The organism is Burkholderia sp. MSHR3999, assembly GCF_000833595.1.
Classification (GTDB): Bacteria; Pseudomonadota; Gammaproteobacteria; order Burkholderiales; family Burkholderiaceae; genus Burkholderia; species Burkholderia ubonensis.
Window position 1 is genome coordinate 16,840 of sequence record NZ_JRFO01000001.1, and the last position, 20,293, is coordinate 37,132.

At 62.0% G+C, this 20,293-nt stretch carries 25 protein-coding genes; all 25 read left to right on the forward strand.

Annotated features, from left to right (window positions below):
- Positions 1–2: 2 nt before the first annotated feature.
- Positions 3–4,250 (forward strand): DNA-directed RNA polymerase subunit beta', encoded by a 4,248-nt coding sequence (rpoC, locus tag KY49_RS00100; protein WP_042582905.1) that lies wholly within the window; start codon positions 3–5, stop codon positions 4,248–4,250.
- A gap of 235 nt (positions 4,251–4,485) precedes the next feature.
- Positions 4,486–6,333, forward strand: a complete 1,848-nt coding sequence (gene recQ, locus KY49_RS00105; protein WP_042582906.1) for a DNA helicase RecQ — start codon at positions 4,486–4,488, stop codon at positions 6,331–6,333.
- 218 nt (positions 6,334–6,551) lie between these two features.
- The gene (gene rpsL / locus KY49_RS00110) at positions 6,552–6,932 is read left to right on the forward strand and encodes a 30S ribosomal protein S12 (RefSeq protein WP_006400662.1); all 381 of its coding nucleotides are present in this window, start codon (positions 6,552–6,554) and stop codon (positions 6,930–6,932) included.
- Positions 6,933–7,105: 173 nt separating this feature from the next.
- Positions 7,106–7,576 carry a 30S ribosomal protein S7 gene (rpsG, locus tag KY49_RS00115; RefSeq protein WP_004198359.1) on the forward strand — a complete coding sequence of 157 codons (471 nt, stop codon included), beginning with the start codon at positions 7,106–7,108 and terminating at the stop codon, positions 7,574–7,576.
- 122 nt (positions 7,577–7,698) lie between these two features.
- The gene (gene fusA / locus KY49_RS00120; protein ID WP_042582907.1) at positions 7,699–9,801 is read left to right on the forward strand and encodes an elongation factor G; all 2,103 of its coding nucleotides are present in this window, start codon (positions 7,699–7,701) and stop codon (positions 9,799–9,801) included.
- Between the two features lie 41 nt (positions 9,802–9,842).
- On the forward strand, positions 9,843–11,033 hold the full coding sequence (gene tuf, locus KY49_RS00125; RefSeq protein WP_034209732.1) for an elongation factor Tu: 1,191 nt from the start codon (positions 9,843–9,845) through the stop codon (positions 11,031–11,033).
- A 286-nt stretch (positions 11,034–11,319) separates the two neighbouring features.
- Positions 11,320–11,631: a 30S ribosomal protein S10 gene (gene rpsJ, locus KY49_RS00130; RefSeq protein ID WP_004199280.1), complete on the forward strand. Its 312-nt coding sequence runs from the start codon at positions 11,320–11,322 to the stop codon at positions 11,629–11,631.
- A 177-nt stretch (positions 11,632–11,808) separates the two neighbouring features.
- Positions 11,809–12,459 carry a 50S ribosomal protein L3 gene (gene rplC / locus KY49_RS00135; protein WP_009687192.1) on the forward strand — a complete coding sequence of 217 codons (651 nt, stop codon included), beginning with the start codon at positions 11,809–11,811 and terminating at the stop codon, positions 12,457–12,459.
- Positions 12,459–13,079: a 50S ribosomal protein L4 gene (gene rplD, locus KY49_RS00140; protein WP_042582908.1), complete on the forward strand. Its 621-nt coding sequence runs from the start codon at positions 12,459–12,461 to the stop codon at positions 13,077–13,079. Before rplC ends, rplD begins: the two co-directional genes overlap by 1 nt.
- Entirely contained in the window at positions 13,076–13,390 is a 315-nt protein-coding gene (gene rplW / locus KY49_RS00145; protein ID WP_009687194.1) for a 50S ribosomal protein L23, read from the forward strand. Before rplD ends, rplW begins: the two co-directional genes overlap by 4 nt.
- A 2-nt stretch (positions 13,391–13,392) precedes the next feature.
- On the forward strand, positions 13,393–14,220 hold the full coding sequence (rplB, locus tag KY49_RS00150; protein WP_009687195.1) for a 50S ribosomal protein L2: 828 nt from the start codon (positions 13,393–13,395) through the stop codon (positions 14,218–14,220).
- A 10-nt stretch (positions 14,221–14,230) separates the two neighbouring features.
- Positions 14,231–14,506, forward strand: coding sequence for a 30S ribosomal protein S19 (gene rpsS / locus KY49_RS00155; protein WP_004199273.1), 276 nt, complete (start codon positions 14,231–14,233; stop codon positions 14,504–14,506).
- Between the two features lie 12 nt (positions 14,507–14,518).
- Positions 14,519–14,848 (forward strand): 50S ribosomal protein L22, encoded by a 330-nt coding sequence (gene rplV / locus KY49_RS00160; protein ID WP_004199272.1) that lies wholly within the window; start codon positions 14,519–14,521, stop codon positions 14,846–14,848.
- Positions 14,849–14,859: 11 nt separating this feature from the next.
- Complete coding sequence (rpsC, locus tag KY49_RS00165; protein WP_010092944.1) at positions 14,860–15,660, forward strand: 30S ribosomal protein S3; 801 nt, start codon at positions 14,860–14,862, stop codon at positions 15,658–15,660.
- A gap of 2 nt (positions 15,661–15,662) precedes the next feature.
- Positions 15,663–16,079: a 50S ribosomal protein L16 gene (gene rplP, locus KY49_RS00170; RefSeq protein ID WP_006765417.1), complete on the forward strand. Its 417-nt coding sequence runs from the start codon at positions 15,663–15,665 to the stop codon at positions 16,077–16,079.
- Positions 16,080–16,088: 9 nt separating this feature from the next.
- Positions 16,089–16,283, forward strand: a complete 195-nt coding sequence (gene rpmC, locus KY49_RS00175; protein WP_006400652.1) for a 50S ribosomal protein L29 — start codon at positions 16,089–16,091, stop codon at positions 16,281–16,283.
- Complete coding sequence (rpsQ, locus tag KY49_RS00180) at positions 16,280–16,552, forward strand: 30S ribosomal protein S17 (protein WP_006752928.1); 273 nt, start codon at positions 16,280–16,282, stop codon at positions 16,550–16,552. Before rpmC ends, rpsQ begins: the two co-directional genes overlap by 4 nt.
- Positions 16,553–16,862: 310 nt before the next feature.
- Complete coding sequence (gene rplN / locus KY49_RS00185; protein ID WP_004197951.1) at positions 16,863–17,231, forward strand: 50S ribosomal protein L14; 369 nt, start codon at positions 16,863–16,865, stop codon at positions 17,229–17,231.
- 9 nt (positions 17,232–17,240) lie between these two features.
- Positions 17,241–17,549, forward strand: a complete 309-nt coding sequence (gene rplX, locus KY49_RS00190) for a 50S ribosomal protein L24 (RefSeq protein ID WP_010092943.1) — start codon at positions 17,241–17,243, stop codon at positions 17,547–17,549.
- Positions 17,550–17,565: 16 nt separating this feature from the next.
- Entirely contained in the window at positions 17,566–18,105 is a 540-nt protein-coding gene (gene rplE, locus KY49_RS00195; protein WP_006482882.1) for a 50S ribosomal protein L5, read from the forward strand.
- Positions 18,106–18,112: 7 nt separating this feature from the next.
- Positions 18,113–18,418, forward strand: a complete 306-nt coding sequence (rpsN, locus tag KY49_RS00200; RefSeq protein ID WP_006400648.1) for a 30S ribosomal protein S14 — start codon at positions 18,113–18,115, stop codon at positions 18,416–18,418.
- Between the two features lie 14 nt (positions 18,419–18,432).
- The gene (gene rpsH / locus KY49_RS00205; RefSeq protein WP_006400647.1) at positions 18,433–18,828 is read left to right on the forward strand and encodes a 30S ribosomal protein S8; all 396 of its coding nucleotides are present in this window, start codon (positions 18,433–18,435) and stop codon (positions 18,826–18,828) included.
- 18 nt (positions 18,829–18,846) lie between these two features.
- Positions 18,847–19,377 (forward strand): 50S ribosomal protein L6, encoded by a 531-nt coding sequence (gene rplF / locus KY49_RS00210; protein WP_010092942.1) that lies wholly within the window; start codon positions 18,847–18,849, stop codon positions 19,375–19,377.
- Positions 19,378–19,389: 12 nt separating this feature from the next.
- Complete coding sequence (rplR, locus tag KY49_RS00215; protein ID WP_006400645.1) at positions 19,390–19,755, forward strand: 50S ribosomal protein L18; 366 nt, start codon at positions 19,390–19,392, stop codon at positions 19,753–19,755.
- A gap of 14 nt (positions 19,756–19,769) precedes the next feature.
- The gene (gene rpsE, locus KY49_RS00220) at positions 19,770–20,288 is read left to right on the forward strand and encodes a 30S ribosomal protein S5 (protein WP_010092941.1); all 519 of its coding nucleotides are present in this window, start codon (positions 19,770–19,772) and stop codon (positions 20,286–20,288) included.
- The last annotated feature ends 5 nt before the right edge of the window (positions 20,289–20,293 follow it).

The following is a 20,293-nucleotide window of genomic DNA, read 5'->3' on the forward strand; positions in this document are numbered from 1 at the left end:
CAATGAAAGCTCTGCTCGATCTATTCAAGCAAGTCCAACAGGAAGAAGTTTTCGACGCGATCAAGATCGGTCTGGCCTCGCCGGACAAGATCCGCTCGTGGTCGTTCGGCGAAGTGAAGAAGCCGGAGACCATCAACTACCGTACGTTCAAGCCGGAACGCGATGGTCTGTTCTGCGCGAAGATCTTCGGGCCGATCAAGGACTACGAGTGCCTGTGCGGCAAGTACAAGCGCCTGAAGCACCGCGGCGTAATTTGCGAGAAGTGCGGCGTCGAAGTGACGCTGGCGAAGGTGCGTCGCGAACGCATGGGCCACATCGAACTGGCCTCGCCGGTCGCGCACATCTGGTTCCTGAAGTCGCTGCCGTCGCGTCTGGGCATGGTGCTCGACATGACGCTGCGCGACATCGAGCGCGTGCTGTACTTCGAAGCGTACGTGGTGATCGAACCGGGCATGACGCCGCTGAAGGCGCGGCAGATCATGACCGAAGAGGATTACTACAACAAGGTCGAGGAATACGGCGACGAATTCCGTGCCGAGATGGGCGCGGAAGGCGTGCGTGAGCTGCTGCGCGCGATCAACATCGACGAGCAGGTCGAGACGCTGCGCACCGAGCTGAAGAACACCGGCTCGGAAGCGAAGATCAAGAAGTACGCGAAGCGCCTGAAGGTCCTCGAGGCATTCCAGCGCTCGGGCATCAAGCCCGAGTGGATGATCCTCGAAGTGCTGCCGGTGCTGCCGCCGGAACTGCGTCCGCTCGTGCCGCTGGACGGCGGCCGTTTCGCGACGTCGGACCTGAACGACCTGTATCGCCGCGTGATCAACCGTAACAACCGGTTGAAGCGTCTGCTCGAGCTGAAGGCGCCGGAAATCATCGTCCGCAACGAAAAGCGGATGCTGCAGGAAGCCGTCGACTCGCTGCTCGACAACGGCCGCCGCGGCAAGGCGATGACGGGCGCGAACAAGCGTCCGCTGAAGTCGCTCGCCGACATGATCAAGGGCAAGGGCGGTCGCTTCCGTCAGAACCTGCTGGGCAAGCGCGTCGACTACTCGGGCCGTTCGGTCATCGTGGTCGGCCCGACGCTGAAGCTGCACCAGTGCGGCCTGCCGAAGCTGATGGCGCTCGAGCTGTTCAAGCCGTTCATCTTCAACAAGCTGGAAGTGATGGGCGTCGCTACGACCATCAAGGCTGCGAAGAAGGAAGTCGAGAACCAGACGCCGGTGGTGTGGGACATCCTCGAAGAGGTGATCCGCGAGCACCCGGTGATGCTGAACCGTGCGCCGACGCTGCACCGTCTCGGCATCCAGGCGTTCGAGCCGGTGCTGATCGAAGGCAAGGCGATCCAGCTGCACCCGCTCGTCTGCGCGGCGTTCAACGCCGACTTCGACGGTGACCAGATGGCCGTTCACGTGCCGCTGTCGCTCGAAGCGCAGATGGAAGCGCGCACGCTGATGCTCGCGTCGAACAACGTGCTGTTCCCGGCCAACGGCGATCCGTCGATCGTGCCGTCGCAGGATATCGTGCTGGGTCTGTACTACGCGACCCGCGAAGCGATCAATGCGAAGGGCGAGGGCCTGTCGTTCACCGGCGTGTCGGAAGTGCTGCGCGCGTACGAGAACAAGGAAGTCGAGCTCGCATCGCGCGTCAACGTGCGGATCACCGAAATGGTCCACAACGAGGACAAGTCGGAAGGCGCGCCGGCGTTCGTGCCGAAGATCACGCTGTACGCGACGACCGTCGGCCGCGCGATCCTGTCGGAGATCCTGCCGCACGGCCTGCCGTTCTCGGTGCTGAACAAGCCGCTGAAGAAGAAGGAAATCTCGCGCCTGATCAACACGGCGTTCCGCAAGTGCGGGCTGCGCGCGACGGTGGTGTTCGCCGATCAGCTGATGCAGTCGGGCTTCCGTCTCGCGACGCGCGCCGGCATCTCGATCTGCGTGGACGACATGCTCGTGCCGCCGCAGAAGGAAACGATCGTCGGCGACGCCGCGAAGAAGGTGAAGGAGTACGACCGCCAGTACATGTCGGGTCTCGTCACCGCGCAGGAACGCTACAACAACGTGGTCGACATCTGGTCGGCGACGTCGGAAGCGGTCGGCAAGGCGATGATGGAGCAGCTGTCGACGGAGCCGGTGACGGACCGCGACGGCAACGAGACGCGCCAGGAATCGTTCAACTCGATCTACATGATGGCCGACTCGGGCGCCCGGGGTTCGGCGGTGCAGATTCGTCAGCTGGCCGGTATGCGCGGCCTGATGGCGAAGCCGGACGGCTCGATTATCGAGACGCCGATTACCGCGAACTTCCGCGAAGGCCTGAACGTGTTGCAGTACTTCATCTCGACCCACGGTGCACGTAAGGGTCTGGCTGATACGGCACTGAAGACCGCGAACTCGGGTTACCTGACGCGTCGTCTCGTCGACGTGACGCAGGATCTGGTCGTGGTCGAGGACGATTGCGGCACGTCGAACGGCGTCGCGATGAAGGCGCTGGTCGAAGGCGGTGAAGTCGTCGAAGCGCTGCGCGACCGTATCCTCGGCCGCGTCGCGGTGGCGGACGTCGTCAATCCGGAAACGCAGGAAACGCTGTACGAAGCGGGCACGCTGCTCGACGAAACCGCGGTCGAAGACATCGAGCGCCTCGGCATCGACGAAGTGCGCGTGCGCACGCCGCTGACCTGCGAAACGCGTTACGGCCTGTGCGCGGCCTGCTACGGCCGCGACCTCGGCCGCGGCTCGCTCGTGAACGTCGGCGAAGCGGTCGGCGTGATCGCCGCGCAGTCGATCGGCGAACCGGGCACGCAGCTGACGATGCGTACGTTCCACATCGGTGGTGCGGCATCGCGTGCGGCAGTGGCGTCGTCGGTCGAAGCGAAGAGCAACGGTATCGTGCGCTTCACGGCCACGATGCGTTACGTGACGAACGCGAAGGGCGAGCAGATCGTCATCTCCCGTTCGGGCGAGGCGCTGATCACCGACGATATCGGCCGCGAGCGCGAGCGTCACAAGATCCCGTACGGCGCGACGCTGCTGCAGCTCGACGGCGCGACGATCAAGGCCGGCACGCAGCTGGCGACGTGGGATCCGATGACGCGTCCGATCATCACCGAGTACGGCGGTACGGTGAAGTTCGAGAACGTCGAGGAAGGCGTGACGGTCGCGAAGCAGATCGACGACGTGACCGGCCTGTCGACGCTGGTCGTGATCGACGTGAAGCGTCGCGGTTCGCAGGCGTCGAAGAGCGTGCGTCCGCAGGTGAAGCTGCTCGACGCGAACGGCGACGAAGTGAAGATCCCGGGCACGGAGCACGCGGTGCAGATCGGCTTCCAGGTCGGCGCGCTGATCACCGTGAAGGACGGCCAGCAGGTGCAGGTGGGTGAAGTGCTCGCACGTATCCCGACCGAAGCGCAGAAGACGCGTGACATTACCGGCGGTTTGCCGCGGGTGGCGGAACTGTTCGAAGCGCGTTCGCCGAAGGATGCGGGCATTCTCGCGGAAGTCACCGGCACGACGTCGTTCGGCAAGGACACGAAGGGCAAGCAGCGTCTCGTCATCACGGATCTCGAGGGCAACCAGCACGAGTTCCTGATCGCGAAGGAAAAGCAGGTGCTGGTCCACGACGCCCAGGTCGTCAACAAGGGCGAAATGATCGTGGACGGCCCGGCCGATCCGCACGACATCCTGCGTCTGCAGGGTATCGAGGCGCTGTCGCGCTACATCGTCGACGAAGTGCAGGACGTGTACCGTCTGCAGGGCGTGAAGATCAACGACAAGCACATCGAGGTGATCGTTCGCCAGATGCTGCGTCGTGTGCAGATCACCGACAACGGTGATACGCGCTTCATCCCGGGCGAGCAGGTCGAGCGTTCGGACATGCTGGACGAGAACGACCGCATGATCGCCGAAGGCAAGCGTCCGGCGTCGTACGACAACGTGCTCCTCGGTATCACGAAGGCGTCGCTGTCGACCGACTCGTTCATCTCCGCGGCATCGTTCCAGGAAACGACCCGCGTGCTGACCGAAGCGGCGATCATGGGCAAGCGCGACGATCTGCGCGGCCTGAAGGAAAACGTGATCGTCGGCCGTCTGATCCCGGCCGGTACCGGTCTCGCGTTCCACAAGGCGCGCAAGGCGAAGGAATCGTCGGATCGCGAGCGTTTCGACCAGATCGCAGCGGAAGAGGCGTTCGACTTCGGCACGCCGAGCACGCCTGCTGCGGAAGAGCCGCAACAGCATCCGGCAGCCGAGTAAGCGCGGGCGGCGCGAGCCGCCTCGCTACGCTGTCGCTGAAACCGCCCAGTTTCGACTGGGCGGTTTTTTTTCACCGTCGTTCACGCGCATGACGGGCTTGCGAGCGCGCCTGCCGCAGGCCCGTCATGCGCGCGAACGGAACCCGTCCGGATGGCCAACGTTGCGCGATTCGCCGCGCGAGCCGCGAGCGGGTTGTTAAAATCCGGGTCATCGTTTGCCGTCCTCGTTCTCATTCATGTCCCGCGCCCTCGAAATTCTCGACGAAGTCTTTGGTTATTCCGCGTTTCGCGGCCAGCAGGGCGAGATCGTCGAGCACGTCGCCGGCGGCGGCGATTGCCTCGTGCTGATGCCGACGGGCGGCGGCAAGTCGCTGTGCTATCAGATTCCTGCGCTGCTGCGCCGCGAGGCCGGGCAGGGCGCGGGCATCGTGGTGTCGCCGCTGATCGCGCTGATGCAGGACCAGGTCGCCGCGCTTTCCGAAGTCGGCGTGCGCGCGGCCTACCTGAACTCGACGCTGTCCGGCGCAGAAGCCGCGGCCACCGAGCGCGCACTGCGCGAAGGCGACATCGACCTGCTGTACGTCGCGCCCGAGCGGCTGATGACCGGGCGCTTCCTCGACCTGCTCGACCGCGCGAAGATCGGCCTGTTCGCGATCGACGAAGCGCACTGCGTGTCGCAATGGGGGCACGATTTCCGCCCCGAATACATCCAGCTGTCGGTGCTGCACGAGCGCTTTCCGTCGGTGCCGCGCATCGCGCTGACGGCCACCGCCGACGCGATCACGCGCGACGAGATCGTCCATCGCCTCGCGCTCGACGATGCGCGTGTGTTCGTGTCGAGCTTCGACCGCCCTAACATCCGCTACCGGATCGTCGAGAAGGACAACGCGCGCGCGCAGCTGCTCGACTTCATCCGCGCCGAGCATACGAACGCCGACGGCACGACCGACGCCGGCGTCGTGTACTGCCTGTCGCGGCGCAAGGTCGAGGAAACGGCTGAATGGCTGAAGTCGCAGGGCGTGCGCGCGTTGCCGTATCACGCGGGGATGGAATTCGAGGTGCGCCAGAAGCACCAGGAGATGTTCCAGCGCGAAGAGGGCATCGTGATGTGCGCGACGATCGCGTTCGGGATGGGCATCGACAAGCCGGACGTGCGCTTCGTCGCCCACCTCGACCTGCCGAAGAGCGTCGAGGGCTATTACCAGGAAACCGGCCGCGCGGGCCGCGACGGCCTGCCTGCGAACGCATGGATGGCGTACGGCCTCGGCGACGTCGTCCAGCAGCGCAAGATGATCGAGGAGTCCGATGCGGACGACGCGCACAAGCGCGTGCAGACGTCGAAGCTCGACGCGCTGCTCGGCCTGTGCGAGACGATCTCGTGCCGCCGCGTGCGCCTGCTGAACTATTTCGGCGAAGCCAGCCAGCCGTGCGGCAACTGCGATACGTGCATCGAGCCGCCCGATTCGTGGGACGCGACGCGCGAGGCGCAGATGGCGCTGTCGTGCGTGTTTCGCGCGCAGCGCGCGAGCGGCTTCAACTTCGGCGCGAGCCACCTGATCGAGATCCTGCGCGGCAGCCGCAACGAGAAGATCCTGCAGCGCGGCCACGACACGCTCAGCACGTTCGGGATCGGCGCGTCGCTGTCCGAGCCGGAATGGCGGGCGATCTTCCGGCAACTCGTCGCGTACGGCTACCTGGCCGTCGACCACGGCGGCTTCGGCGCGCTGGTGCTGACCGAAGCCGCGAAGCCGGTGCTCAAGGGCGAGGAAAAGGTCACGCTGCGGCGCTACGTGAAGCCGCAGCGCACGCGCCAGTCGTCGAGCCGCAGCGGTACGCGCGTCGATCCGACGACCGGCATGAGCACGCGCGAACGCGCGCGCTGGGACGCGCTGCGCGCGTGGCGCGCCGAGACGGCCAAGGCCGACGGCGTGCCGGCTTATGTGATCTTCCACGATGCGACCCTGGCCGAGATCGCGCGCAACGCGCCGGAGACGATCGACGATCTGCGTCATATTCCGGGCATGGGTATCCGCAAGCTCGAGCGTTTCGGCGCCGAGATCATCGACGTCGTCGAATCCGCCTGACGGGATCGTTTCCCGCCCCCGGCCGCGCGGCCGGAAAATCACGCAAGCCGTTGACTTGCTTGGTATTTCCGGAATATGATGCTAGGTTCCGGTTCTTGGTGGGACAGGTCGCGTGCGAAAGTTCGTGCCCGTTTTCCGGATCCGGAGGTCAATCGCACCTCGATTCTCGCTTTGCCCGAAATCGATGTGCGGATTTTGTTCAATTTCAGGAATAAACAATGCCAACCATCAACCAACTGGTTCGCAAAGGCCGTCAGTCGGAAACGACGAAGAGCAAGAGCCCGGCCCTGCAGGACTGCCCCCAGCGTCGCGGCGTGTGCACCCGTGTGTACACGACGACGCCGAAGAAGCCGAACTCGGCACTCCGTAAGGTCGCCAAGGTTCGTCTGACGAACGGCTTCGAAGTGATTTCGTACATCGGCGGTGAAGGCCACAACCTGCAGGAACACTCGGTTGTGCTGATCCGCGGCGGCCGTGTGAAGGACTTGCCGGGTGTGCGTTACCACATGGTTCGCGGCTCGCTGGATACCCAGGGCGTCAAGGACCGTAAGCAGGCGCGCTCGAAGTACGGCGCGAAGCGTGCGAAGGCTGCGAAGTAAGCAGTGTTCGATTAGGGATCGCCTCTGGGCGGTCAAGGCGGTGGTGCCGGATTGCCGGTGCTGTCGAGTAAGTGGTCACCCGGCCAAGCTGGTTAGTCTTGAAGATGTGATCGGGTTAGTTGGTGGCCGCGGGGCTGAGAAACAGCTCCAACTGAACAGGTAAAGGAAGAAACATGCCGCGTCGTCGCGAAGTCCCCAAGCGGGAAGTGTTGCCGGATCCGAAGTACGGCAACGTAGATGTAGCCAAGTTCATGAACATGCTGATGCTGTCCGGCAAGAAGTCGGTCGCTGAACGCATCGTTTATGGCGCATTCGAACAAATCCAGACCAAGGGTGGCAAGGACCCGCTGGAAGTGTTCACGGTTGCGCTCAACAACGTGAAGCCGGTGGTCGAAGTGAAGAGCCGTCGCGTTGGTGGTGCCAACTATCAGGTTCCGGTCGAAGTGCGCCCGTCGCGTCGTATGGCATTGGCGATGCGCTGGTTGCGTGAGGCTGCGAAGAAGCGCAGCGAGAAGTCGATGGCTCTGCGCCTTGCTGGCGAACTGTCCGAAGCGGCCGAAGGCCGTGGCGGCGCGATGAAGAAGCGCGATGAGGTTCACCGCATGGCGGAAGCCAACCGCGCATTCTCGCATTTCCGTTTCTAAGCGCCAGGCTGGGCTTTTAGCGGAAAAAATTCCGGGCGGGTGCGCTTTTCAAGCGCCTCGCCCGTTTGTGTTGAGGCGTGATGCGACAGGGTCGCATCACGCCAACCCAGTAGAGGATCAAAGTGGCTCGCAAGACTCCCATCGAGCGCTACCGCAACATCGGTATTAGCGCTCACATCGACGCCGGCAAGACGACGACGACCGAGCGCATTCTGTTTTACACCGGCGTGAACCACAAGATTGGTGAAGTTCACGACGGTGCAGCAACGATGGACTGGATGGAGCAGGAGCAGGAGCGTGGCATCACGATCACGTCCGCTGCTACCACGGCCTTCTGGAAGGGCATGGGCGGCAACTATCCGGAACACCGCATCAACATCATCGACACCCCGGGTCACGTCGACTTCACGATCGAAGTCGAGCGTTCGATGCGCGTGCTCGACGGCGCGTGCATGGTGTACTGCGCAGTGGGCGGCGTGCAGCCGCAGTCGGAAACGGTGTGGCGCCAGGCGAACAAGTACAAGGTGCCGCGTCTCGCGTTCGTCAACAAGATGGACCGTACCGGCGCGAACTTCTTCAAGGTCTACGACCAGCTCCGTCTGCGCCTGAAGGCGAACCCGGTTCCGGTCGTGGTGCCGATCGGCGCGGAAGAGAACTTCAAGGGCGTCGTCGATCTGCTGAAGATGAAGGCGATCATTTGGGACGAGGCGTCGCAAGGCACGAAGTTCGACTACGTCGACATCCCGGCCGAGCTCGCCGACACCTGCAACGAATGGCGTGAAAAGATGGTCGAAGCGGCTGCGGAAGCCAGCGAAGACCTGATGAACAAGTACCTGGAAGAAGGCGATCTGCCGGAAGCCGACATCGTCAAGGCGCTGCGCGACCGTACGATCGCATGCGAAATCCAGCCGATGCTGTGCGGTACCGCGTTCAAGAACAAGGGCGTGCAGCGCATGCTCGACGCCGTGATCGACTTCCTGCCGTCGCCGGTCGACATCCCGCCGGTCAAGGGCGAGCTGGAGAGCGGTGAAGAAGCCGAGCGCAAGGCGTCCGACGAAGAGAAGTTCTCGTCGCTCGCGTTCAAGATCATGACCGACCCGTTCGTCGGCCAGCTGATCTTCTTCCGCGTGTATTCGGGCGTCGTCAACTCGGGCGACACGCTGCTGAACTCGACCAAGGGCAAGAAGGAACGCCTCGGCCGTATTCTGCAGATGCACGCGAACCAGCGTGAAGAAATCAAGGAAGTCCGCGCAGGCGACATCGCGGCTGCGGTCGGCCTGAAGGAAGCGACCACGGGCGACACGCTGTGCGATCCGGCACACCCGATCGTGCTCGAGCGCATGGTGTTCCCGGAGCCGGTGATTTCGCAGGCGGTCGAGCCGAAGACCAAGGCTGACCAGGAAAAGATGGGCCTTGCGCTGAACCGTCTGGCGCAGGAAGATCCGTCGTTCCGCGTCCAGACCGACGAAGAGTCGGGCCAGACCATCATTTCGGGCATGGGCGAGCTCCACCTCGAAATTCTGGTCGACCGGATGAAGCGTGAATTCGGCGTGGAAGCGACCGTCGGCAAGCCGCAGGTTGCGTACCGCGAAACGATCCGCTCGACGGCGAAGGACGTCGACGGCAAGTTCGTCAAGCAGTCGGGTGGTCGCGGCCAGTACGGTCACGCGGTCATCACGCTCGAGCCGAACGAGCAGGGCAAGGGCTACGAGTTCTTCGACGAGATCAAGGGTGGTGTGATTCCGCGCGAATACATCCCGGCGGTCGACAAGGGTATCCAGGACACGCTGAAGTCGGGCGTGCTGGCAGGCTTCCCGGTCGTCGACGTGAAGGTCCACCTGACGTTCGGTTCGTACCACGACGTCGACTCGAACGAAAACGCGTTCCGCATGGCCGGTTCGATGGCGTTCAAGGAAGCGATGCGCAAGGCGAACCCGGTCGTGCTCGAGCCGATGATGGCTGTTGAAGTCGAGACGCCGGAAGACTACATGGGCAACGTGATGGGCGACCTGTCGGGCCGTCGCGGTATCGTCCAGGGCATGGAAGACATGGTCGGCGGCGGCAAGATCGTCCGTGCGGAAGTGCCGCTGTCGGAAATGTTCGGCTACTCGACGTCGCTGCGCTCGCTGACGCAAGGCCGTGCAACGTACACGATGGAGTTCAAGCACTACGCCGAAGCTCCGAAGAACGTTGCCGACGCGATCATCAGCGCGAAGTCGAAGTAAGCTGCATCTACCAACCGATTATTTTTTGAAAGAAGAGAATCATGGCAAAAGAGAAGTTTGAGCGGACCAAGCCGCACGTGAACGTTGGTACGATTGGTCACGTTGACCACGGCAAGACGACGCTGACGGCGGCGATCACGACCGTGCTGACGAAGAAGTTCGGCGGCGAAGCGAAGGCATACGACCAGATCGACGCGGCGCCGGAAGAAAAGGCACGTGGTATCACGATCAACACCGCGCACGTCGAGTACGAAACGGCGAACCGCCACTACGCACACGTCGACTGCCCGGGCCACGCTGACTACGTGAAGAACATGATCACGGGCGCGGCGCAGATGGACGGCGCAATCCTGGTTTGCTCGGCAGCAGACGGCCCGATGCCGCAAACGCGTGAGCACATCCTGCTGGCGCGTCAGGTTGGCGTTCCGTACATCATCGTGTTCCTGAACAAGTGCGACATGGTGGACGACGCTGAACTGCTCGAGCTGGTCGAGATGGAAGTTCGCGAACTGCTGTCGAAGTACGACTTCCCGGGCGACGACACGCCGATCGTGAAGGGTTCGGCGAAGCTGGCGCTGGAAGGCGACACGGGCGAGCTGGGTGAAGTGGCGATCATGAACCTGGCCGACGCGCTGGACACGTACATCCCGACGCCGGAGCGTGCAGTTGACGGCGCGTTCCTGATGCCGGTGGAAGACGTGTTCTCGATCTCGGGCCGCGGTACGGTGGTGACGGGTCGTGTCGAGCGCGGCATCATCAAGGTCGGCGAGGAAATCGAAATCGTCGGTATCAAGCCGACGGTGAAGACGACCTGCACGGGCGTTGAAATGTTCCGCAAGCTGCTGGACCAGGGTCAGGCAGGCGACAACGTCGGTATCCTGCTGCGCGGCACGAAGCGTGAAGACGTGGAGCGCGGCCAGGTTCTGGCGAAGCCGGGTTCGATCACGCCGCACACGCACTTCACGGCTGAAGTGTACGTGCTGAGCAAGGACGAAGGTGGCCGTCACACGCCGTTCTTCAACAACTACCGTCCGCAGTTCTACTTCCGTACGACGGACGTGACGGGCTCGATCGAGCTGCCGAAGGACAAGGAAATGGTGATGCCGGGCGACAACGTGTCGATCACGGTGAAGCTGATTGCGCCGATCGCGATGGAAGAAGGTCTGCGCTTCGCAATCCGCGAAGGCGGCCGTACCGTCGGCGCGGGCGTCGTCGCCAAGATCATCGAGTAATATCGGCGATCCGCGGGCCCCGGCGGGGCCTGCGATTCCACGGTACGCGGCTGTACCGTCGAAACCGGGTGCCCGGCTTGTGCCGGCACCCGGTTTTGTGTTTCCGGCGCCCCGTTGCGGGCGACGACAAACCCGCACCACCGCTTTATTTTTTCGTGTAGAATCGCGGGCTTAGCAGTGGAAGTACCGTTCGGGATCCGGCGCCTCGCTCCCCGCAGGCTTCGGGTTTCGCGTTCTTTTGGTGTCCGGCGATGCAATATCGCCTCGCTCTTTTCAAGGAATCGTCATGCAGCAACAGAAAATCCGCATTCGTCTGAAGGCTTTCGACTATCGTCTGATCGATCAATCGGCTGCCGAAATCGTCGACACGGCGAAGCGGACTGGCGCAATCGTCCGTGGCCCGGTGCCGCTGCCGACGCGCATCCAGCGTTTTGACATCCTGCGTTCGCCGCACGTCAACAAGACGTCGCGCGACCAGCTCGAAATCCGTACCCACCAGCGCCTGATGGACATCGTCGATCCGACCGACAAGACGGTCGACGCGCTGATGAAGCTCGATCTGCCGGCAGGCGTCGACGTGGAAATCAAGCTGCAGTAAGGCTTTCAGCGCCGCCCGGTCAGCCGGGCGGCGCTAAGTCTTTGATTGCTTGCAGAAAACGAATGGCCCGGCTATAATGCTAGGCTTTTCGCGTATTCGCGTAAAAAAGTCGGGCCTTGCGTGCCCGGCATTTTGTAAATCAGCCCCGACCAATCGCAGTCGGGAATGGAGAAAACGATGAGCCTTGGACTCGTAGGTCGCAAGGTTGGTATGACCCGTATCTTCACGGCTGAAGGGGATTCGATTCCCGTCACCGTGCTGGACGTGTCGGACAACCGCGTGACGCAGATCAAGACTGTTGAAACCGACGGCTACACGGCCGTGCAGGTTGCATTCGGCTCCCGTCGTGCATCGCGCGTGACGAAGCCGCTGGCAGGTCATCTCGCCAAAGCCGGTGTCGAAGCCGGTGAAATCCTCAAGGAATTCCGCATCGATGCGGCCAAGGCAGCCGAGCTGTCGAACGGCGCCATCGTCGGTCCGGACCTGTTCGAAGTGGGCCAGAAGGTCGACGTGCAAGGCGTGTCGATCGGTAAGGGCTACGCCGGTACCATCAAGCGTTACAACTTCGGTTCGGGTCGTGCATCCCACGGTAACTCGCGCTCGCACAACGTGCCGGGCTCGATCGGTATGGCGCAGGATCCGGGTCGCGTGTTCCCGGGCAAGCGCATGACGGGTCACATGGGTGACGTGACGGTGACGGTGCAGAACCTCGAAATCGCTCGTATCGACGCAGAGCGCAAGCTGCTGCTGGTCAAGGGCGCGATTCCGGGTGCGAAGGGCGGCAAGGTTTTCGTGACGCCGGCCGTGAAGACCAAGGGGGCGAAATAATGGAACTCAAGCTCCTGAACGCAAATGGTCAGGAAGGTGCGGTGGTTAACGCGTCGGACGTCGTGTTCGGCCGTGACTACAACGAAGCGCTGATCCACCAAGTTGTCGTCGCTTACCAGGCGAACGCTCGCCAGGGTAACCGCGCGCAGAAGGACCGTGAGCAGGTCAAGCACACGACCAAGAAGCCGTGGCGCCAGAAGGGTACGGGCCGTGCTCGTGCCGGTATGTCGTCGAGCCCGCTGTGGCGTGGCGGTGGTCGTATCTTCCCGAACTCGCCGGAAGAAAACTTCTCGCACAAGGTCAACAAGAAGATGCATCGCGCAGGCCTCTGCTCGATCTTCTCGCAGCTGGCCCGCGAAGGCCGTCTGTCGGTCGTCGAGGACATCGTTCTCGAAGCGCCGAAGACCAAGCTGCTGGCCGAAAAGTTCAAGGCCATGGGCCTCGAATCCGTGTTGATCATCACCGACACGGTCGACGAAAACCTGTACCTGGCTTCGCGCAACCTGCCGCACGTGGCAGTTGTCGAGCCGCGCTACGCTGACCCGCTGTCGCTGATCTACTTCAAGAAAGTGCTGGTCACGAAGGCTGCGGTCGCCCAGATCGAGGAGTTGCTGTCATGAGCGAGATTCGCAAGAACGATCATCGTTTGATGCAGGTCCTGCTCGCACCGGTGATTTCCGAAAAGGCGACGCTGGTTGCCGACAAGAACGAGCAAGTCGTGTTCGAAGTCGCACCGGATGCCACGAAGCAGGAAGTGAAGGCGGCTGTCGAGCTGCTGTTCAAGGTTGAAGTTGATTCCGTCAACGTGCTGGTTCAGAAGGGCAAGCAAAAGCGCTTCGGCCGTTCGATGGGCCGCCGCAAGGACGTGAAGAAGGCATACGTGTGCCTGAAGCCCGGCCAGGAAATCAACTTTGAAGCGGAGGCCAACTAACCATGGCAATCGTCAAAGTCAAACCGACATCGCCGGGCCGCCGCGCGATGGTCAAGATCGTCAACAAGGATCTGCACAAGGGCAAGCCGCACGCTGCGCTGCTCGACACGCAGAGCTCGAAGGCCGGTCGCAACAACAATGGTCGCATCACGACGCGTCACCAGGGTGGTGGTCACAAGCAGCACTACCGCGTGATCGATTTCCGTCGCACGAAGGACGGCATCCCGGCGAAGGTCGAGCGTCTCGAGTACGACCCGAACCGCAGCGCGAACATCGCGCTGGTGCTGTACGCAGACGGCGAGCGCCGCTACATCATCGCGCCGAAGGGCGTGACGGTTGGCCAGCAGCTGATGTCGGGCTCGGAAGCGCCGATCCGCGCAGGCAACACGCTGCCGATCCGTAACATTCCGGTCGGTACGACGATCCACTGCATCGAAATGCTGCCGGGCAAGGGCGCGCAAATGGCGCGTTCGGCTGGTACGTCGGCAATGCTGCTCGCACGTGAAGGCGTGTACGCGCAGGTTCGTCTGCGTTCGGGCGAAATCCGCCGCGTGCACATCGAGTGCCGTGCAACGATCGGTGAAGTCGGCAACGAAGAGCACAGCCTGCGCCAGATCGGCAAGGCAGGTGCAAACCGCTGGCGCGGTATCCGCCCGACGGTGCGTGGCGTGGCAATGAACCCGATCGACCACCCGCACGGTGGTGGTGAAGGCCGTACCGCTGCGGGCCGCGACCCGGTGAGCCCGTGGGGCACGCCGACGAAGGGCTTCCGTACGCGTCGCAACAAGCGCACGACGACGATGATCGTCCAGCGCCGTCACAAGCGTTAAGGAGTAGGCAATGGCACGTTCTGTTAAAAAAGGTCCGTTCTGCGACGCCCATTTGCTGAAGAAAGTTGAGGCGGCTGCAGCTTCGCGCGACAAGAAGCCGATCAAGACCTGGTCGCGTCGCTCGACGATCCTCCCGGATTTCATCGGTCTGACGATCGCCGTTCACAACGGCCGTCAACACGTTCCGGTGTACATCTCGGAAAACATGGTCGGCCACAAGCTTGGCGAGTTCGCACTGACCCGTACGTTCAAGGGTCACGCGGCCGACAAGAAGGCCAAGAAATAAGGGGCAATCAAGATGGAAGTGAAAGCAATTCATCGCGGTGCCCGCATCTCGGCGCAGAAGACGCGCCTTGTGGCTGACCAGATCCGCGGTTTGCCGGTCGACAAGGCGCTGAACGTTCTGACGTTCTCGCCGAAGAAGGCGGCTGGCATCGTGAAGAAGGTCGTGCTGTCGGCGATCGCGAATGCGGAGCACAACGAAGGCGCCGATATCGACGAGCTCAAGATCAAGAGCATCTACGTCGACAAGGCTGCGTCGCTCAAGCGGTTCACCGCGCGCGCAAAGGGTCGCGGCAACCGCATTGAGAAGCAATCCTGTCACATCACTGTGACGGTCGGGAATTAAGGGGTCATACGATGGGACAGAAAATTCATCCGACTGGCTTCCGTTTGGCCGTCAGCCGCAATTGGGCGTCGCGTTGGTACGCGAACAACAACAATTTCGCGGCGATGTTGAAGGAAGACATCGGTGTTCGTGAATACCTGAAGAAGAAGCTGAAGAACGCTTCGGTCGGTCGCGTCGTCATCGAGCGTCCGGCAAAGAACGCGCGCATCACGATTTTCAGCTCGCGTCCGGGTGTCGTCATCGGCAAGAAGGGCGAGGATATCGAACTGCTGAAGACGGAACTGCAACGCCGCATGGGCGTTCCGGTTCACGTCAACATCGAAGAGATCCGCAAGCCGGAAACCGATGCGCAGCTGATCGCTGACTCGATCACGCAACAGCTCGAGCGCCGGATCATGTTCCGTCGCGCGATGAAGCGTGCGATGCAGAACGCGATGCGCCTGGGTGCCCAGGGCATCAAGATCATGAGCGCGGGCCGTCTGAACGGTATCGAAATCGCACGTACGGAGTGGTATCGCGAAGGTCGCGTGCCGCTTCACACGCTGCGTGCCGACATCGACTACGCGACTTCGGAAGCGAAGACGACCTACGGGATCATCGGCGTCAAGGTGTGGGTGTACAAGGGCGATACCCTTGGCCGCAACGACGCGCCGGTGGTGGAAGAAGTAGCCGAAGACAAGCGTCCGCGTCGCAATGCGCGCCCGGGCGACCGTCGTCCGCGCCGTGACGGCGAAGGCGGCGCTCCGGGTGCTCGCCGTGGCGCACCGCGCCGTGGCGCCGGCAAGCCGGAAGACGGCAAGACTGGAGAATAACGATGCTGCAACCGAAACGCAGGAAGTATCGCAAAGAGCAGAAGGGTCGTAACACCGGCAAGGCGACGCGCGGCAACGCGGTGTCGTTCGGTGAATTCGGCCTGAAGGCGATCGGTCGCGGCCGTTTGACCGCGCGTCAAATTGAAGCGGCGCGTCGTGCCATGACGCGTCACATCAAGCGTGGCGGCCGCATCTGGATTCGCATTTTCCCGGACAAGCCGATTTCGCAGAAGCCGGCCGAAGTACGTATGGGTAACGGTAAGGGTAACCCGGAGTACTACGTTGCCGAGATTCAGCCGGGCAAGATGCTGTATGAAATGGACGGCGTATCCGAAGAACTGGCACGCGAAGCGTTCCGTCTGGCTGCAGCTAAGCTGCCGCTGAAGACGGCGTTCATCGTTCGTCAGCTCGGCGCCTAAGGAGAAAACATGAAGGCTTCCGAACTTCTCCAGAAAGACCAGGCCGCGCTCAACAAGGAGCTGGCGGACCTGCTGAAGGCGCAATTCGGCCTGCGCATGCAACTCGCGACCCAGCAGCTCACGAACACGAGCCAGCTGAAGAAGGTTCGTCGCGACATCGCACGTGTGCGGACCGTCATGACTCAGAAGGCGAACCAGAAATGAACGATAGCGTGAAAACCTCGCTGAAGCGGACGCTGGTCGGTCGGGTCGTCAGCAACAAGATGGACAAGACCGTCACCGTGCTGATCGAGCACCGCGTCAAGCATCCGATCTACGGCAAGTATGTCGTGCGCTCGAAGAAGTACCACGCGCACGATGAAGCGAACACCTGCAACGAAGGCGATCTCGTCGAAATCCAGGAAACTCGTCCTGTTTCGAAGACGAAGGCCTGGACGGTGTCGCGCCTCGTCGAAGCAGCCCGCGTCATCTGAGCGGGCGAGCAGTAGGGCAGTAACAGGCACTTCTCCACGAAGTGCTTGAAATCGCAAAGTTTTTGCTTGCGTGACCGGGATTATTTGTTATAATCCCGGTCTTCCCTCTTTATGGGAGCCCCGTCGCGGGCGAAGTTGGTGGGGGAAGCGGACGGGCGCCAGCCTGCTCCGAAAGATTCACCGAATTGCGATGGCGGGTTTCGTTTGCCGTCGCTGCTGTTCCAACCCAAGCAGCCGATTGGCTGACGGGACCAAGACTGACCGAATGCATCATGGTGGTGCATCCGGATTAAGTTGGGAAAGACAAACCATGATCCAGACCGAATCTCGGCTCGAAGTAGCCGACAACACGGGTGCACGTGAAGTCATGTGCATCAAGGTGCTCGGCGGCTCGAAGCGTCGTTATGCCAGCATTGGCGACATCATCAAGGTGAGCGTCAAAGAGGCAACGCCGCGCGGGCGCGTGAAGAAAGGCGAAATCTACAACGCCGTGGTGGTCCGCACCGCCAAGGGTGTTCGCCGTCAAGACGGCTCGCTGATCAAGTTCGACGGCAACGCCGCTGTGCTTTTGAATAACAAGCTCGAGCCGATCGGCACCCGTATCTTCGGGCCGGTCACGCGTGAGCTGCGTAGCGAACGATTCATGAAGATCGTTTCGCTGGCGCCGGAAGTGCTGTAAGGAGTCGCGATGAACAAGATTCGCAAGGGTGACGAAGTCATCGTCATCGCAGGCAAGGACAAGGGCAAGCGCGGCGTCGTGCTGGCTGTCGGCGCCGAGCATGTGACGGTTGAAGGTATCAACCTCGTCAAGAAGCATGTGAAGCCGAACCCGATGAAGGGTACGACGGGCGGCGTGGAAGCGAAGACGATGCCCCTCCATATTTCGAACGTCGCACTGGTCGACGCGAATGGCAAGGCGTCGCGTGTTGGCATCAAGGTCGAGGAAGGCAAGAAGGTTCGCTTCCTGAAGACGACCGGTGCCGTACTGAGCGCCTGACGCAGCGGAGTAAAAAATGGCTCGTTTTCAAGAGTTTTACAAAGAAAAGGTTGTGCCCGGCCTGATCGAGAAGTTCGGTTACAAGTCGGTCATGGAAGTGCCGCGCATCACCAAGATCACGCTGAACATGGGTCTTGGCGAAGCGATCGCTGACAAGAAGATCATCGAGAACGCCGTTGGCGACCTGACGAAGATCGCTGGTCAGAAGCCGGTTGTGACGAAGGCGCGCAAGGCAATCGCAGGCTTCAAGATCCGCCAGGGCTACCCGATCGGCGCGATGGTGACGCTGCGTGGTCGCGCGATGTACGAATTCCTCGACCGTTTCGTGACCGTTGCCCTGCCCCGCGTGCGTGACTTCCGCGGTGTGTCGGGTCGTGCTTTCGATGGCCGCGGCAACTACAACATCGGTGTGAAAGAGCAGATCATTTTCCCCGAAATCGATTACGACAAGATCGACGCGCTGCGTGGGCTGAACATCAGCATCACGACCACTGCGAAGACCGACGACGAAGCGAAGGCTCTGCTCGCCAGCTTCAAGTTCCCGTTCAGAAACTGAGGTTACCGTGGCTAAACTGGCACTGATCGAACGTGAAAAGAAGCGCGCCCGCCTGGTCGCGAAGTTCGCAGCAAAGCGCGAAGCGCTGAAGGCGATCATCGAAGACCAAAGCAAGTCGGAAGAAGAGCGCTACGAAGCACGCCTGGAGCTGCAGCAACTGCCCCGCAACGCAAACCCGACCCGCCAGCGCAACCGCTGCGCGATTACGGGCCGTCCGCGTGGCACGTTCCGTAAATTCGGCCTCGCGCGCAACAAGATTCGTGAAATCGCATTCCGTGGCGAGATTCCTGGCCTGACCAAGGCGAGCTGGTAATAGGAGAAACATAAATGAGCATGAGTGATCCTATCGCCGATATGCTGACTCGCATCCGCAACGCGCAGATGGTCGAGAAGGTATCGGTCGCGATGCCCTCGTCGAAGGTCAAGGTTGCAATCGCACAAGTCCTCAAGGACGAAGGTTATATCGACGATTTCGCGGTGAAGACCGAAGGCGCGAAGGCTGAGCTGAACATCGCGCTGAAGTACTACGCTGGTCGTCCGGTCATCGAGCGCCTCGAGCGCGTGTCGAAGCCGGGCCTGCGCGTGTACCGCGGCCGTAACGAGATTCCGCAGGTCATGAATGGCCTCGGTGTTGCTATCGTGTCGACGCCGAAGGGCGTGATGACCGACCGCAAGGCGCGCGCTACGGGCGTCGGCGGCGAAGTCATCTGCTACGTCGCTTAAGGCCGAGGAGAGAGAAACATGTCTCGAGTAGGTAAGAGCCCGATCGCGCTGCAAGGCGCGGAAGTCAAGCTGGCCGACGGTGCAATCACCGTCAAGGGCCCGCTGGGCACCATCACGCAAGCGGTCAACCCGCTCGTGAACGTGGCGAACAACGACGGCACGCTGAACCTGTCGCCGGCGGACGAAAGCCGCGAAGCAAATGCACTGTCGGGCACGATGCGCGCGATCATCGCGAATGCCGTGCACGGCGTGACCAAGGGTTTCGAGCGCAAGCTGACGCTGGTTGGCGTCGGTTATCGTGCGCAAGCGCAAGGCGACAAGCTGAACCTGTCGCTGGGTTTCTCGCACCCGGTGGTGCACCAGATGCCGGAAGGCGTCAAGGCTGAAACCCCGACGCAAACCGAAATCGTGATCAAGGGGATCGACAAGCAGAAAGTCGGGCAAGTGGCAGCGGAAGTCCGCGGCTACCGTCCGCCGGAGCCCTACAAGGGCAAGGGCGTGCGCTATTCCGACGAGGTTGTGATCCTCAAAGAAACGAAGAAGAAGTAAGGGTGCGCAATCATGGATAAGACTCAATCTCGCCTGCGCCGCGCTCGCCAGACGCGTATCAAGATCGCTGAGCTGCAGGTCGCGCGTCTCGCCGTGCATCGCACGAATACGCACATCTACGCGCAAGTGTTCTCGCCGTGCGGCACCAAGGTGCTGGCAAGCGCGTCGACGCTCGAAGCCGAAGTGCGCGCTGAGCTCGCCGACAAGTCGGGCAAGGGCGGCAACGTTGCCGCTGCGACCCTGATCGGCAAGCGTATCGCCGAAAAGGCCAAGGCCGCCGGCATCGAATCCGTCGCCTTCGACCGCTCGGGCTTCCGCTACCACGGCCGCGTGAAGGCGCTGGCTGAGGCGGCTCGCGAAGCCGGGCTCAAGTTCTAAGGAAGGAATTCGTCATGGCAAAGATGCAAGCGAAAGTTCAGGCTGACGAGCGCGACGACGGCCTTCGTGAAAAGATGATTTCGGTCAACCGCGTGACCAAGGTCGTGAAGGGTGGCCGTATTCTCGGCTTCGCCGCACTGACCGTGGTCGGCGACGGCGATGGCCGCATCGGTATGGGCAAGGGCAAGGCGAAGGAAGTGCCGGTTGCCGTCCAGAAGGCAATGGAACAAGCTCGCCGCAACATGTTCAAGGTGCCGCTCAAGAACGGCACGCTGCAGCACGAAGTGCACGGCAAGCACGGCGCATCGGCAGTCCTCCTCGCTCCGGCGAAGGACGGTACTGGCGTGATCGCCGGCGGCCCGATGCGCGCAGTGTTCGACGTGATGGGCGTTCAAAACGTCGTGGCGAAGAGCCACGGTTCGACGAACCCGTACAACCTCGTCCGTGCGACGCTGGACGGCCTGCGCAAGCAGTCCACCCCGGCAGACATCGCGGCGAAGCGCGGCAAGTCCGTCGAAGAAATTTTGGGCTAAGCCCG